13 protein-coding genes are annotated in these 14,409 nt (G+C 68.3%); 5 read left to right on the top strand and 8 right to left on the bottom strand.

What is annotated here, in order from left to right; all coding sequences use genetic code 11:
- Nucleotides 1–10 precede the first annotated feature (10 nt).
- Together NRB20_RS25250 and NRB20_RS25255 are read right to left on the bottom strand one after the other, a co-directional pair.
- Complete coding sequence (locus NRB20_RS25250; RefSeq protein WP_153413272.1) at nt 11–652, bottom strand: response regulator; 642 nt, start codon at nt 650–652, stop codon at nt 11–13.
- 280 nt (nt 653–932) lie between these two features.
- Nucleotides 933–1,262, bottom strand: coding sequence for a hypothetical protein (locus NRB20_RS25255; protein WP_153413274.1), 330 nt, complete (start codon nt 1,260–1,262; stop codon nt 933–935).
- Between the two features lie 717 nt (nt 1,263–1,979).
- Between NRB20_RS25255 and NRB20_RS25260 the strand changes: the two genes are divergently transcribed.
- On the top strand, nt 1,980–3,479 hold the full coding sequence (locus NRB20_RS25260; protein ID WP_153413276.1) for a flavin-containing monooxygenase: 1,500 nt from the start codon (nt 1,980–1,982) through the stop codon (nt 3,477–3,479).
- 3 nt (nt 3,480–3,482) lie between these two features.
- Here the strand turns inward: NRB20_RS25260 and NRB20_RS25265 are convergent, their stop codons facing one another.
- Together NRB20_RS25265 and NRB20_RS25270 are read right to left on the bottom strand one after the other, a co-directional pair.
- Entirely contained in the window at nt 3,483–3,929 is a 447-nt protein-coding gene (locus tag NRB20_RS25265) for an SRPBCC family protein (protein WP_153413279.1), read from the bottom strand.
- Between the two features lie 35 nt (nt 3,930–3,964).
- Nucleotides 3,965–5,299 carry a glycoside hydrolase family 1 protein gene (locus NRB20_RS25270; protein ID WP_153413280.1) on the bottom strand — a complete coding sequence of 445 codons (1,335 nt, stop codon included), beginning with the start codon at nt 5,297–5,299 and terminating at the stop codon, nt 3,965–3,967.
- A 247-nt stretch (nt 5,300–5,546) separates the two neighbouring features.
- Between NRB20_RS25270 and mgrA the strand changes: the two genes are divergently transcribed.
- On the top strand, nt 5,547–6,590 hold the full coding sequence (mgrA, locus tag NRB20_RS25275) for an L-glyceraldehyde 3-phosphate reductase (RefSeq protein ID WP_153413282.1): 1,044 nt from the start codon (nt 5,547–5,549) through the stop codon (nt 6,588–6,590).
- 86 nt (nt 6,591–6,676) lie between these two features.
- Here mgrA and NRB20_RS25280 read toward each other — a convergent pair whose 3' ends face one another.
- Nucleotides 6,677–7,243, bottom strand: coding sequence for a TetR/AcrR family transcriptional regulator (locus tag NRB20_RS25280; protein ID WP_319945375.1), 567 nt, complete (start codon nt 7,241–7,243; stop codon nt 6,677–6,679).
- 146 nt (nt 7,244–7,389) lie between these two features.
- Between NRB20_RS25280 and NRB20_RS25285 the strand changes: the two genes are divergently transcribed.
- Nucleotides 7,390–8,982 carry an FAD-dependent monooxygenase gene (locus NRB20_RS25285; protein ID WP_227833856.1) on the top strand — a complete coding sequence of 531 codons (1,593 nt, stop codon included), beginning with the start codon at nt 7,390–7,392 and terminating at the stop codon, nt 8,980–8,982.
- A gap of 327 nt (nt 8,983–9,309) precedes the next feature.
- On the opposite strand, the gene NRB20_RS25290 is transcribed toward NRB20_RS25285, so the two are convergent.
- The gene (locus tag NRB20_RS25290; RefSeq protein WP_153413286.1) at nt 9,310–10,275 is read right to left on the bottom strand and encodes a threonine/serine dehydratase; all 966 of its coding nucleotides are present in this window, start codon (nt 10,273–10,275) and stop codon (nt 9,310–9,312) included.
- Nucleotides 10,276–10,427: 152 nt separating this feature from the next.
- Between NRB20_RS25290 and NRB20_RS25295 the strand changes: the two genes are divergently transcribed.
- Together NRB20_RS25295 and NRB20_RS25300 are read left to right on the top strand one after the other, a co-directional pair.
- Nucleotides 10,428–11,150 (top strand): oxygen-binding di-iron domain-containing protein, encoded by a 723-nt coding sequence (locus NRB20_RS25295; protein WP_319945376.1) that lies wholly within the window; start codon nt 10,428–10,430, stop codon nt 11,148–11,150.
- A 199-nt stretch (nt 11,151–11,349) separates the two neighbouring features.
- On the top strand, nt 11,350–12,105 hold the full coding sequence (locus NRB20_RS25300; RefSeq protein ID WP_153413288.1) for an alpha/beta fold hydrolase: 756 nt from the start codon (nt 11,350–11,352) through the stop codon (nt 12,103–12,105).
- A gap of 3 nt (nt 12,106–12,108) precedes the next feature.
- On the opposite strand, the gene NRB20_RS25305 is transcribed toward NRB20_RS25300, so the two are convergent.
- Both NRB20_RS25305 and NRB20_RS25310 read right to left on the bottom strand, forming a co-directional pair.
- Complete coding sequence (locus NRB20_RS25305) at nt 12,109–13,338, bottom strand: site-specific integrase (protein WP_153413290.1); 1,230 nt, start codon at nt 13,336–13,338, stop codon at nt 12,109–12,111.
- A gap of 186 nt (nt 13,339–13,524) precedes the next feature.
- The gene (locus tag NRB20_RS25310; RefSeq protein ID WP_153413292.1) at nt 13,525–14,403 is read right to left on the bottom strand and encodes a class I SAM-dependent methyltransferase; all 879 of its coding nucleotides are present in this window, start codon (nt 14,401–14,403) and stop codon (nt 13,525–13,527) included.
- Nucleotides 14,404–14,409 lie beyond the last annotated feature (6 nt).

A 14,409-nucleotide genomic window follows, 5' to 3' on the forward strand; every position in this document is an offset into this window, starting at 1 on the left:
CGTGCGGAACTCAGAACGAATTCTGTTGTCCGGTGCGGAGTTTGGACGCGTACACCGCGGCCTGGGTGCGGCGCTCGAAGCCGAGTTTGGCCAGCAGCCGGGAGACGTAGTTCTTGATCGTCTTCTCCGCCAGGAACATCCGCTCGGCGATCTGCCGGTTGGTCAACCCCTCACCGAGCAGGTCCAGCAGTTTGCGCTCCTGGTCGGTCAGCGACGCCAGCGGGCCGTCGGTGCCCTCGCGCAGCCGCGTCATCAGGGCCGCCGCGGCGCGGTTGTCCAGCAGGGACCTGCCCGAACCGACCTCCTTGATCGCGCGGGCCAGTTCCATCCCCTTGATGTCCTTGACGACATAACCGCTGGCCCCGGCGAGGATCGCATCCATCATGGCCTGCTCGTCGGTGTAGGAGGTCAGGATCAGGCAGCGCAGGCCGTCGAGCCGGGACAGCAGTTCGCGGCACAGTTCGATGCCGTTGCCGTCGGGCAGGCGCACATCCAGGACGGCCACGTCAGGGCGCAAGGAGGGGATGCGCGCCATCGCCTGCGCGACGTCGCCGGCCTCGCCGACGACGGTGAGCTCGGGGTCCTCCCCGAGTAGGTCGACCAGGCCGCGACGCACGATCTCGTGATCATCGACCAGGAAAACCTCGATCATCGGCGGTATCCGTTCTCCCTGCGGCGCCTGCGGCCACGATGGTTCGCTCGTCGGGCCCGTACTGCCCATCGCACCAAGCCTATCGCGATCGCCAGGTACAGGGCCGCTGCCCAGTAAACCAATATGGCGCCGTAGTCGGTGGCCCAATCCGGTAGCCAGGGCACACAGATCGCCGCCACGACGAACATCAGACCGGCCGCTGTGAATGCGGGCCGGATCGGATCGCGGTGTTCGGGGATCGGGTCGGTGCGCGGGCGGCCGAGGGACGAAGGTCCCCGCCTCACTCGCTTCCGGCGGTCGGACGCGGTTCGCAGCGGCGGGCCAGCTCGAGCATGCGGGCGCGGTATTCCCCCGGTGTGAGACGTCCGGCGAGCCGGGCTGCGAGCAGCGTGTTCTCGGCCGTGAGCGCGGGCCAGACCTGTCGCGGCGACGCCCATTCGACGCTCAGCCGCAGGTCGATCACCGGCGCGGGCTGATCCTGGGGTGCCGGGGGAGTGGGCGGGGCCGGTCGCCGCCGCACACCCGGCATCCGCCCGGTGATCCGCAACGCGACGACACACCAGGCAACCAGTACGGCCATCGCGCATCCGGCGAAGACAACGACGTCCACCCTCATCACCTCGTCCCTCAAGGTTACTGCGAAAACATGTGCCCGCGAACGGTTTCCGGCGACCGATCGGGATCGGCGCGAAGTCGTTGCACGGGGGATACCGAGGCGTGTGGTTTCCGGCCCCGAGCCGTCCGTGCGTGTGCTCGGAGCCGGGCTCGCGGTGGAGTTCTCCAAAACAGCATCACCGTTCTGGAAGACACTCATACAAAGATATGCGTACTGAAACATGTCCACTCCGGCAACGTGTCAATCCGATCCGGGGGAGGGACGTGTTCGCCGAAATAGCAAGGACAACAAGCAGATTCGGCCCCTCGATAAGGCGAGGAGAGGCGCTGGGCCGGATAGTGCCGGTGAAGATGAACGCATCTCGATCCGGCTGAGTGCGGCTGGAACTGGATCGGTGAGCAGCTGCGATGTTCTGGATACCTCCAATTGGTGTATCGACATATGCGCATCCATACATTAAAACTATCCAGACTGGACTCGGCCAACATTGGCCGAAACCGGTCTAAAACGGCTCAGGCGAGGAAAGGGTGCGTCGGTCTGGGCTCGTATCGTCCGGGGTGGGAGCCTCTGGTTGAGAGTTCTTCGCCGTTTCCGGGGGCTGGTGCGACGGGAGAGCGGTGATCATATAGACGTAACCACCAATAACAGGTAACCTTCGGGGTGTGCCCGGTCACGGTCGTCCGGGTGGGATCACACGGAACGGATACCTCAATGACGCGGCATGTCGACGTACTGATCATCGGCGCGGGTCTGTCGGGCATCGGGATGGCCTGCCATCTGACCCGGGAGGGGACCGGGCGCAGTTACGCCATCCTGGAGCGGCGCACGGCCATCGGCGGGACGTGGGACCTGTTCCGGTATCCGGGAATTCGGTCCGATTCGGATATGTACACCTTCGGGTACGGGTTCCGACCGTGGAACGGGACCAAGGTGCTGGCCGACGGGCCGCACATCCGGCAGTACGTGGCCGATACCGCCGCGGAGTTCGGCGTGACCGACCACATCCGGTTCGGGCGGCGGATGACAGAGGCGAGCTGGTCGAGCGAGGCGGGAATCTGGACGGTCACCGCGATCGACGAGCAGACCGGTGAGACCGAGACCTACACCAGCGATTTCCTGGTCGGCTGCACCGGTTACTACGACTACGACCAGGGTTATCGGCCGCATTTCCCCGGCGAGGAGAGCTTCCGCGGGCCGATCGTGCACCCGCAGCACTGGCCGGAGGATCTGGACTATCGCGGTAAGCGCGTGGTGGTGATCGGCAGCGGCGCGACCGCGATCACGCTGATTCCCGCGATGAGCCGGGACGCCGCGCACGTGACGATGCTGCAGCGCTCGCCCACCTACATCACCGCGCTCCCGGCGGAGGATCCGGTCGCGGTCGGGTTCAAGCTGGCGAAGGTGCCCGAGGCGATCGCCTACCGGATCGGCCGCGCGCGCAATATCGCGTTGCAGCGGGCCAGTTTCCAGCTGTCGCGGACCAATCCGGCGCTCTCGCGCAAACTGCTGTTGAGCGCGGTGCGGTTGCAGGTCGGGTCCGGGATCGATATGCGGCACTTCAGCCCGAGCTACGACCCGTGGGATCAGCGGCTGTGCGTGGTCCCGAACGGGGATCTGTTCAAGGTGCTGCGCGAAGGCCGGGCCTCGATCGTGACCGATCGGATCGAGACCTTCACCGAGACCGGGATCCGCTTGGAGTCGGGCGAGGAGCTCGAGGCGGACATCGTCATCAGCGCGACCGGCCTGACGGTGCAGATACTCGGTGGCGCGGAACTGGTGATCGACGGTAACCCCACCCGGACGCGGGATCTGGTCGCCTACAAGGGCGCGCTGCTGGGCGGGGTGCCCAATGCGATGATCGTGCTCGGTTACACGAACGCCTCGTGGACGCTGAAGGCGGATCTGGCCGCGGAGTACTTCTGCCGATTGCTGAATCATATGCGCGCACACGGGTATTCGACGGTGGTCCCGGTGCCGCGCGAGGGGGATCGCTCCGAGGATTCGATGATGGGCGGCGCGTTGACCTCCGGCTACATCCAGCGCGGCGACGCGGTGATGCCGCGGCAGGGGACGAACGGTCCGTGGCAGGTGATCAACAACTATTTCCGGGATCGCAAACTGCTGCGCAAGGGCAGGATCGAGGACGGTGTGCTGGCGTTCGGGAAGAGTCCGGCGGCGGCGCGCACGACCGCGGAGTCGCGTTCGGCCTGAGCCTCAGAGCTGGTCGAGGACCTCGGCGAGGGTGGTCGCCAGTACCTGCCGCCAGCCGCGTTCGATGGCGTTGCGGGCCATCTTCTGACGTTTGTCCGCGATGTCGAATCCGGTCTGGGTGAGCAGCAGGCGGGTGCCGTGTCCCTGCGCGTGCACCTCCCAGTCCACGATCCAGCGGGCGGGTTGCGGGGCGCGCAGGTCCATCCAGCTCCAGGTCATCGCCTCGCCGGGAGTGGTGGCGAGCACCTCGCAGGCGATCTCGGCGGTGCTGCTGTCCGGCATCGACAGCAGGAAATGGGTGCCGACCGCGGGATCGAAACCGGTCGAGGGCATCAGCCAGCGTTCGAGCAGGGCGGGTTCGGTCAGTGCCCGCCAGACGATTTCGGGTGACTGGGGGTAGAACCGCCCTATCTCGACTCGGGCCGGATCGAGCTCGGGTTCGATTGTCATGAACTCACCATACGGGCAGGTCCGGCGTGAATTCCTCAGCGCGGCACGGTGACCGGATCGGCGCAGCTGGTCGGCGCGTCGCCCAGGGCGCAGGCGGCCGGCGCGCGGGTGGGGCGGTATCCGGCGGGGACGCCGCCGGCGCGGGTGATCGCGGAGTAGGCGGGTACCGCGTCCGTGGGGTGGCGGGTGAGGGTGGGGTCGGTCAGCACGTCGACGGTGTAGAGGCCGAAACGCGGTGCGTAACTGCCCCATTCGTAGTTGTCGGTGATGCTCCAGTAGTTGTAGCCGATCAGCGGGATGCCGTCGGCCTTGGCGCGTTGCAGCCAGTAGACGGTGTCGCGCAGGTCGTCGGCGCGGGTGTAGTGGTCGGCGCGCGGCTGTCCGTTGTAGGTGGGCATGCCGTTCTCGACGATGTAGAGGGGTTTGCCGGGGAAGCGGCGCGCATAGTATTCGAGCGCGTAGTAGATGCCCTCGGGTTGCAGCGGCTGGTTCCAGAGTTTCTTGAAGTCGGCGGGGGAGGTGGTCAGCACCGATTGGGGGCTGTAGCCGTAGTAGTAGTCGATGCCGAGGTAGTCGAGTTTGGCGGCGATGGCGTCGACCATGGGGCCGTTGACGACGGGTTCGGCGGTGCCGAGGGTGTAGGCGACGTTGCTGGTGACGCGCGCGCCGGGCTGCCGCCGGTGGATGTGGTCGTAGATGGTGTTGTGCGCCTGGGCGAGTCGCTGTTGCATCGCGGGTACCTGGTCCGCGGCGACGCCGTTGTTGGTGAGTTCGTTGACCAGGTAGAAGGCGGGTTCGTTGAAGGTGACCCAGAGTGGTGTGCGGGATGCGTAGCGGTCCACCACTTTTCGGGCGTTGGCGAGCCACAGTTCGACGATGCCGGGGTTGGCCCAGCCGCCGCGGTCGGCGACCCAGCCGGGGTAGACCCAGTGGTCGAGGGTGATCATCGGGCGCATGCCGTGGGCGGCGATGGTGTCCAGGACGCGGTCGTAGAAGGCGAGTCCGGCCTCGTCCCAGTGGCCGGGGGTGGGCTGGATGCGGGACCATTCGACGCTGATGCGGTAGACGTTGACGCCGAGTTGTGCGGCCAGGGCGATGTCGGAGGGGTGGCGGGTGTAGAAGTCGACGGCCTCGCGGTAGGGGTCGTAGCCGGAGTTCTTCGCGACGTAGCGGGTCCAGTTGCTGTCGCGGGCATGGCCTTCGCATTGGAATCCGGCGCTGGCGACTCCCCAGAGGAAGTCGCGGCCCAGGGGCGGCACGGTCGCCGGGGCCGCGGAGCGGGCGGCCGCGGTGGCGGCCGGTCCGGCGAGGGCGGCGGCGGTGCCTGCGGCCAGGGCCGCCAGGGCGTGGCGTCGGGTGAGCGGGCGCATCGGACTCCTCGGCGTCGAGTGGCTGGTCGAGCTGCACGGTAGCCGGAGCGCGGGTGGGTACGGATCGGACGCTCCGGAGCGGTGGTCATTGTTCGCCGAACATGGTCGTATGTCCAGTTGCGGCGTTGCCGGAGTTGGCGGTCGGTGGTCCGCCGCCCACGGTCCGAGTTGCCGTGCGAGTGCGGTCCGCGCTGCCGGGGTGCGGCCGCCGTGTTTGAATCACCGGATCGACCGTGAGAGGAGTCCGATGACCTACCGTGCCGACCCTGCCCGCTACGACGGGGTGATGCAGTATCGGCGTACCGGCCGTTCGGGTTTGGATCTGCCGGTGCTCTCGCTCGGGTTCTGGCACAACTTCGGGGATGATCGGCCGTTCGCGGTGCAGCGTGAGATCGCTTTGCGCGCATTCGATCTGGGGATCACGCACTTCGATCTGGCGAACAACTACGGTCCGCCGTACGGGTCCGCGGAGATCAATGCGGGGCGGTTGCTGCGGGAGGATCTCGCGGCCTATCGCGACGAGTTGGTCGTGTCGACCAAGGCCGGGTGGGATATGTGGCCGGGGCCGTACGGGCAGGGCGGCGGGTCGCGCAAATACGTGCTGGCCTCGCTGGATCAGTCGCTGTCCCGGTTGGGGCTGGACTATGTCGACATCTTCTATTCGCACCGGTTCGATCCGACCACGCCGCTCGAGGAGACCGCGGCCGCGCTGGATACCGCGGTGCGCCAAGGTAAGGCGCTGTACATCGGGATCTCCTCCTATGACGCGGCGCATTCGGCGCGGATGGCGGGGCTGCTGCGGGAGTCGGGCACCCCGCTGCTGATCCATCAGCCCTCGTATTCGATGCTCAATCGCTGGATCGAGACCGAGGGGCTGCTCGACACCGCGGCCGCGGAGGGTTTCGGGATCATCGGGTTCACCGCGCTGGCGCAGGGCCTGCTGACTGCCCGGTACCTGGACGGTATTCCGGCGGGATCGCGTGCGACGCAAGGTAAGTCGTTCCAGAGCGAGTTGCTGACCGAGTCGATGATCGCGCGGCTGCGTGCGCTGAACGCGATCGCCGCGCGGCGCGGTCAGCGGCTCGCGCAGTTGGCGCTGGTGTGGGCGTTGCGGGATCCGCGGGTGACCTCGCTGGTGATCGGCGCGTCCTCGGTCGAGCAGCTGGAACAGAACGTCGCGGCGCTGGGTAATTCGTCGTTGAGCCCGGCGGAACTGGTCGAGATCGACGCGCTCCTCGATGAGGACGGTGCGGTGGATCTGTGGCGGGATGCGCGCGCGGGGACTTTGTGAATCCTGTTCCGGCGCACGTTGTTACGGTGTCCGAGTCGTTCGGGCATCGACTGAATCGGTAGTGCGCTGCTTCTCGGGAGCCGGGATCACAGCAATCGGTCGACGAGCCTGTCGATGTAGTCCGAGGTGAGCGGGCCCATGTCGAACAGCACTCGGATGTACATGGGGGCCAGGATGTGGTCGAGTACGTCGAGTGCGTCGGGGGCGTGCTCGCCGCGGTCGTGGGAGCGGTCGAGCATGGACTGTAGTTGGCGCATGCGTTCGGTGCGCAGGTTGTCGGCGGCTCGCAGGCCCTGCTGACCGTTGCTCGACAGGGCGATGGCCAGGTGCAGGACCGCGGGGCCGTCGGGGCCGGTGATTTCGCGGGCCACCTGGGCCGCGTACGTGCGCAGGTCGCCCTCCAGGCTCCCGGTGTCGGGCATCGGTGAGACCGCGTCGAGGCGGGTGAGCGCCACCTCGGCGAGCAGGCATTCCAGATTGCCCCAGCGGCGGTAGATGCTGCTGTCTGCGACGCCCGCGCGGGCCGCGATCTCGCCGACGGTGAAGTTGCCGTAGCCGCGTTCGCAGATCAGGTCGGTGACCGCCCGGTGGACCGCCGCGCCGACGCGGGCGGCGCGCCCGCCGGGCCGTCGGACTGGCTGTCGCTCGTTCACCCCTCGCACCTTAACGCAGTCAGTGCTTGCGTTTGTGTGGGCGGCGGCTTTATAGTTCCTAACGCAGTCGAAGACTGCTTTAGTGTGCCAGGGTTGAACGCTCTCCGCGTCCGCCCGGTCCAGCGTCGACGATCGAGGGGAATCCATTGGCTCCATCGCACGAGGCCGTAGACAGTCGCTCGGGCCGGGCAGCCGACTACTCCGTGGTGATCGCCGGAGGTGGCCCGGTCGGCCTGATGCTGGCGTGCGAGCTGGGGTTGGCCGGGGTGGACGTGCTGGTGATCGAACGGCTCACGAGTATCGACCCGACGATGAAAGCCGGGTATGTGAACTTGGCGACGGTCCGGGCCTTTCAACGGCGCGGCATGTTGCCGCAACTACAGGAACTCCACGACGCCGCGGTCGAGCGGACACGAAAGTTCCTGGCGTCCAAGGGCATCGACAACGCTGCCGGCGGCGGTCCGGTCGGAGCCCACTTCTCGGGCATTGTGCTCGACATCGGTCTGGTCGACTTCACACGTCCGATGTTCACGCATGCCGGACCTGCGGCCGGAGTGGTCCTGGTGTCGCAGCAGGAGATCGAGGCGCTGCTGAACGAGCGTGCGGCCGAGCTCGGCGTCACGGTACTGCGCGGCACCGAGGTTGCCGGATTCACCGCCGAGAGTGACGGTGTCACAGTCGAATTGGGCGACGGACGCACGGTTCGCGGCGAATGGCTGGTCGGCGCCGACGGCGGGCGCAGTGTCGTGCGCAAACTCGCCGGATTCGACTTCCCCGGTGTGGACCCGGAGATCACCGCGCGCCAGTTCGTCGTCGACATGATCGGTCACGAGAAACTGCGAGTCGGGTGGAATCGCACCGACGGCGGCGTCTATCTGCACGGGCCGTACCCGGGGCGGATAGTCACCGTGGAGCTCGACGGCCCACCGGACGATCGTGACGCATCCATCACGCCCGCGGAGCTGGAGGCGACGCTGCGGAAGGTGGCGGGTGTCGACGTCGAAGTGACCGCGATCCACTCGGCCACCCGCTTCACCGACCACACCCGACAGGCGACCACGTATCGACTCGGCCGGGTGCTGCTGGCCGGCGACGCGGCACACGTGCATTCACCACTGGGCGGGCAAGGACAGAACCTCGGCATCGGTGACGCGGTGAACCTGGGCTGGAAACTCGCCGCCGTCGTAAAGGGCTGGGCGCCAAAGGATCTGCTCGACACCTACACCACCGAGCGGCATCCCGTCGGCGAGTGGGTGCTGGAGTGGACGCGCGCACAAGTCGCCGGACTGCGCACCGATGCACGCAGTTCGGCGCTGCGCACCGTGCTCAGCGACCTCATCGCCACACCCGACGGCGCGACCTACGTACTGGCCAAGCTTTCCGGCATCCTGCACCGGTACGAGCCCGGGGCGCACGACATGGTCGGAGCACCCGCCCCGGATATCGAGCTGGCCGACGGCACACACCTCGGCGACCATTGCGCCGACGGACGTGCACTGCTGCTGGATCTGGCCGGCAACCCGACAGTGCGGGACGCGGTCGATGGCTGGGCCGCTCGGGTACAGGTGGTGTCGATCGCACCCGCACAGCAGACGGGGTGGTCCGCGCTGCTGATCCGGCCCGACGGGTACGTCGCTTGGGCCGCCGACGAGAACCCGAACATGTCGACCCTGTCGAACGCCTTGCATCAGTGGTTCGGTGAACCGACTTCGCGGGATTCTTCGAGGCCGGTCCGTTGATCCACGGCGGCTACCCGAGAATGTCTCCTGGTTTGCGAATACCCGCGTCGCCACAAGCCCCGGCCGGTCTCATCGGCCGATGACATCGCCCGTCGGCTGCACGGGGGCGAGTCGGTCCACGCCCTCGAACGTGACCTGCTCTACGTCCACGAGGGCATGTCCCGGCATCTCGAGGGCCAGTCCGAACAAATGTGGTGCCTGATCCTCGCACCGAGTCCCGGACTACCAGACGAAACGCGCACCCGGAGCGCGAAACTGTTCGATACCAACGGTTTACGCATATTCGTTGTTTCGGCAACTGCTGCTGGAACCCACGGTGAGCGGGACTCAGCGGCTCGATGTGTCGAGGTCGGCGAGGGAGGTGTTCGCTCCGCACAGGACAACGCACGCGGTTTCATCGGGAGCGGGCACGTACGCGCCGCTGGTGAGAGCGGCCAGGGCGGTGGCACCGCCGTGTTCGACCGCGAGGCGGCGGTGGTCCCACAGTCGGGCGCGGGCGTCGATGATGTCCGCGTCGGAGACGAGCAGGGAGCGGGTGTCCGAGGCCGCGGCGGCGGTCAGCGCCAGTGGGGTGACGATGCGTGCGCCCAGGGAGTCCGCGGCGATCGAGTCGACTGGGACCGCGACGGGTTGTCCGGCCTCGAGGGCGGCGTGCAGGGCGCGGCAGTTCTCGGGTTCGACCGCGATCACCCGGACTCCGTGATGTGCTGCGGCAGTGGCGATTCCGGCGTACAGGCCGCCACCGCCGACCGCGACCAGCACGGTGTCCACGCTGGGCAGTTGGGCGTGGATTTCGCGCATGAGCGTTCCGGCTCCGGCCGCGATGAGGGGATTGTCGTAAGCGTGGGATTGCAGTGCGCCGGTGTCGGCGGCGAATTTCGCGCAGGCTTCGGCGGCGTCGGCGTAGCTGTCACCGATCTGTTCGACGCGCGCGCCGTAGGCCAGCAGCCGGGCGACCTTCACGGCGGGGGCGTTGGCGGGGACGAATACCGTCGCGGTGATGTCGTGTCGGCGCGCGGCCCAGGCACACGCGAGTCCGGCGTTGCCGCCGGAGGCGATGGTGACGCCGACCTCGGACAGGGTGTGGTCCTCGAGGTGCGCGGCCAGGAAGTTCGCCGCGCCGCGCGCCTTGAACGTGCCGGTGTGCTGCATGAATTCCAGTGCCAGCCACAGTGATCCGGCCGCATCGGGGGTGGTGTCGGCCGGGGCGAGGGTGATCGGGCGGATGTGCCCGTCGATGCGCCGGGCGGCGTCCTCGATATCGGCGTAGTCGAGGTGGTCGGCGGTGCTCATGGCGCTCCTGCCTGGTCGAGTGGTCGGTGATTCGAATCGTATGCCGGGGGATGGCCGGAATGCGGTGCCGGGACGGTTCCGGAGGGGGAGTCCGGCGAGTAGGCTGCGCACATACCCGGGGTTGCCGGTTCGGCATCAGGAGGTGTTGGGTCGTGCAGACCAGAACCGATGAGATCGCTGACGGTATCTACCGTTTCTCGACTTTCGTCCCGGAGGTCGGGCCCACTGGGTTCACCTTCAACCAGTTCTTCGTCGACGCCGCGGAACCACTGCTGTTCCACACCGGTATGCGCGCGCTGTTCCCGCAGGTGTCCGCCGCGATCGGGCGGATCCGGCCGGTGGAACAGTTGCGCTGGATCACCTTCGGGCACGTGGAGGCCGACGAGTCCGGGGCGATGAACTCCTTCCTCGCCGCCGCCCCGCGCGCCCAGGTCGCCCACGGAGTCCTGGGCTGTGTGGTGTCCCTGGACGACATGGCCGACCGGCTACCCCGCCGACTGGACGACGGTGAGGTCATCGACCTGGGCGACAAGCGAATTCAACACCTGGACACCCCACACGCCCCGCACAACTGGGAGTCCCGCGTGCTGTACGAGCAGACCACCGGCGTCCTGTTCTGCGGCGACCTGATGACCCAACTCGGCGACGGCCCCGCGATCACCGACACCGACCTGGTGGAACCGGCCACCCTCGCCGAGGACGTCTTCCACCAGACCTCCCTGGGCCCCGCGGTCCCCACCACCCTGCGCCGCCTGGCCGAACTACACCCGACCACCCTGGCGATCATGCACGGCTCCAGCTTCACCGGCGACTGCGCCACCGCCTTGAACGACCTCGCGAGCGTCTACGACCAGCGCCTCGCCCCACCCGACTGAACGCCTCGCACGGATCTGCGGAGATCCGACCCGATGCGATACCACGCGTCCGGGGATACCGGACGATCCAGGGATGGTTCGACGAAAGTTGTTGTCGCGCAAGATTGCGGGGTGGAGGAGTTGCGCGACAAGGTGTTGCCCCGGATCGTGCGGCTGCTCGCGGCCGCGGTGAATCGATGCGAACTACGCTCTGGTACCCATGGGCGCACATCTGTTCACCGGCTCCGATGGTGTGGAACTGGCATGGCACGAGACCGGGGCCGGGCGGACGTTGATTCTGCTGCCGGGCTTCGGCGGCGCGGGCGCGCGCATGCTCGACACCGAACTGGTTCGTACGCTCGCCGAGCGGGGGCATCGCGTGGTCGTCCCGGACTTCCGCGGCTGCGGGGACAGCGGCGGGGCCGATGATCCGCGCGGGTATCCCGCCGACGCGCTCGCCACCGACGGGCTCGCGCTCGTCGACCACCTCGGGCTCGGCGACCAGGAGTACGACCTCGGCGGGTATTCGCTCGGCGCGCGGATCGCGGTCCGGATGCTCGCGCGGGGCGCGGCGCCCGGCCGGGCGATCGTGGCGGGACAGGGTTTGGCGAAGGTGAGCGGTCCCCAGGGCGGCGGGGCGAATCGTCGCGTACTCACCGCACTCGTCGATGGTGTTGCGTTCGAACCGGATTCGGCCGACGAACGCGCCGCGCGCGCGATCCTGCACGGCGGCGCGAACCCGCGGGCACTGCTGCACGTGCTGGAGTCGCTCATGCCGACACCCGAGGACGACCTGCGCCGCATCACCGTCCCGGTACTGGTCGCCATCGGCGATCGAGACGAACGCGCCGATGCCGATCGGCTCGCGGAATTGCTGCCGAACGCGCGGTTCGTACGGGTGCCCGGCGATCACGGCAGCGCGTTCTTCGCACCCGAATTGACCACCGCGATAACGGAATTCGTGACCGCGCGCTGATCCTCACAAGCCCAGGCGGGTGACGGCGTTGTCCTCGAGGGGGTTGGCGGTGCGGATGTAGCCGTGCACGGTGCGGGGGTTGGACCAGCGGCCCTGCCGCATGATCTCGCGGTCGCTGGCGCCGCCGAGGGCGGCCTGGGTGGCGAATCCGGCGCGTAGGGAGTGGCCGGAGAACAGGGTGGGGTCCAGGCCCGCGCGGGCGGCGTAGCGTTTGACCAACTCGGCGACCGCGCGGCCGGACATGGGGGTCGCGCCGATGCCGCCGTGCCGGGATACCGCGGGGAACAGAGGCAGGTTCGGGTCGGTGATGGTGGTTCCGGTGAAACCGTGGCAGCGGTGGATCGCCGGATCGGGGGCCGGGACGGATTCCAGCGCGGTGCGCAGAGTACGCCGACCGTGGTGCAAGTGGTTCTCGCGCAGGCGAATCCAGTCCGCGTAGGCGCAGACCGGGCAGGTGTGCGGGTGGCGGCCGCGGGGGAGGGCCACGCGCTGGGCGGCGACGCCGGTGGGGTCGGTCTTGGTGGCGGGCAACTGGATCAGCAGGATCGGCTCGCCGTTGGCGTGGTCGGTGTCGACCCGGATATCGCCGATGCGCAGGCCCGCGATCTCGCTGCGCCGCAACGCCCCGGCGAATCCGACCAGCAGGATCAGCGCGTCGCGGCGGCGCGCGGGTACGGTGGGCCAGCCCGGCTCGGGCAGACCCGCCAGCAGTTGTTCGAGAGTGTGCAGCAGCACGGGGCGTTTGCGGCGCGGCTGCGTGCGACGGGTGCGCCGGATACCGCGCAGGGTCAGGCGCACCACATCGGTGCGGGTCGGGGAGGTCAGCCCGTTGGCGGCGTGCACTGCGGCGATCGCGGCACTCTTGCGTTCGAGCGTGGCGGCGCTGAATGCCCACGCGCGGTCCGGCTTGCGCGTGTCGGCGGCCGCGGCGAGGTAGACCGCCACATCCAGCGGGTCGGCCGGCAGCGCACAACGCCCCTCCGAAGCACACCACCCCGACCACGCGATCCAATCGGATCGATACGCGCGCACCGTATTCGGCGACTGCGAGGCTTCCAGATACCGCCCCAGCGCCGCGGCCTGCTCCTGATCGAACCGGGCCCGCACCTCCCGCAACGCGGCCGCGTCCACCAGCACACTGCGCACCCCGCGCCGCACCTGGGCCCGCACCGGCTCGGGCACCACGACCTGCCCCGGCGAGCCCGGATCGGCGGATTCGGCAGCTGTGCTCATCACCCGCAACCGTACCCGCGCACCCACACCGACCCGGCCCCGCACATCGGATCGCAACCCGAATGTGGCTGAACACCCACATTTTTCGAGATCGCTCCGGAAGCGCCTGGCATCGGTGCGCGGATCGGCGACTCGCACGTGATGCGCGGCGGATAGCGGACCGGGCTCGCGTGCCGGCTGCCGGGGCTAGATGTCGCGGGATGGGTGGGCGGCACGCAGCAGGCGGATGGCGCGTAGGGGGCGGGGAGATTCGGATTCGATGTCGGTGGCGTTGTCGAGGTAGCTGGCGACCGCGGTGATCGCGGGACGGTCGTCGATGTCGGTGAGACCGAGGGTGTGCAGGTGGGTGGCTATTTCTTCGGGGGTGAACGAGGTGAGCCAGGGTTCGCCCGCGGCGGCCAGGCTGGCGGCGCGGGCGCGGAGGTGGGCTTTTTCCTCGTCGGTTCCGGCGGGTTGGAGGTAGTCGAAGACGACCTCGGTGGGTGGGGCCTGGGTGGCTGTGTATTGCAGGGTCGCGCGGGCGGCCTCGGGGGTGAGGTAGTAGACGACGCCGAGCCAGACGAAGACGGCCGGGGCGGTGCGGTCGAAGCCTGCGGACTCGAGTTGTGTTGCGAGGGTTTGGGTTTCGAAGTCGACCGGGACGAACGTGAGAGTGCCGGGGTGGTCGATTCCGGCGGCGGTGAGCCGTTCGCGCTTCCATGCTTGGGTCGCGGGGTGGTCGACCTCGTAGACGTGCAGGTCCGGATGCGGGTTGCGGTAGGCGAAGGTGTCCAGGCCCGCGCCGAGGATGACCACCTGGCGGGTTCCGGTGGTGTAGGCGGCTGCCACGCGGTCCTCGGCGAAGCGGGTGCGGGTGGCGAAGAACTGGCGCCGGGACTTGTCGCTGACCGCGCTGACGATGTGTCCGCTTGCAGGATCGACCTTTTCGATGAGTTCGGCCTCGGTGATGCCGAGCAGGGGCAGTGCGAGCGGGTCGGTCAGGATGATCGGGCGGTCCGCGAGCTGGTGGTACGCGCGGGCGTACGCGGTCACGAGTGCGGTGCCGCTGGGGCCGTCGTGCTGCATGATCAC

The organism is Nocardia macrotermitis, assembly GCF_009604405.1.
Taxonomy (GTDB): Bacteria; Actinomycetota; Actinomycetes; order Mycobacteriales; family Mycobacteriaceae; genus Nocardia; species Nocardia macrotermitis.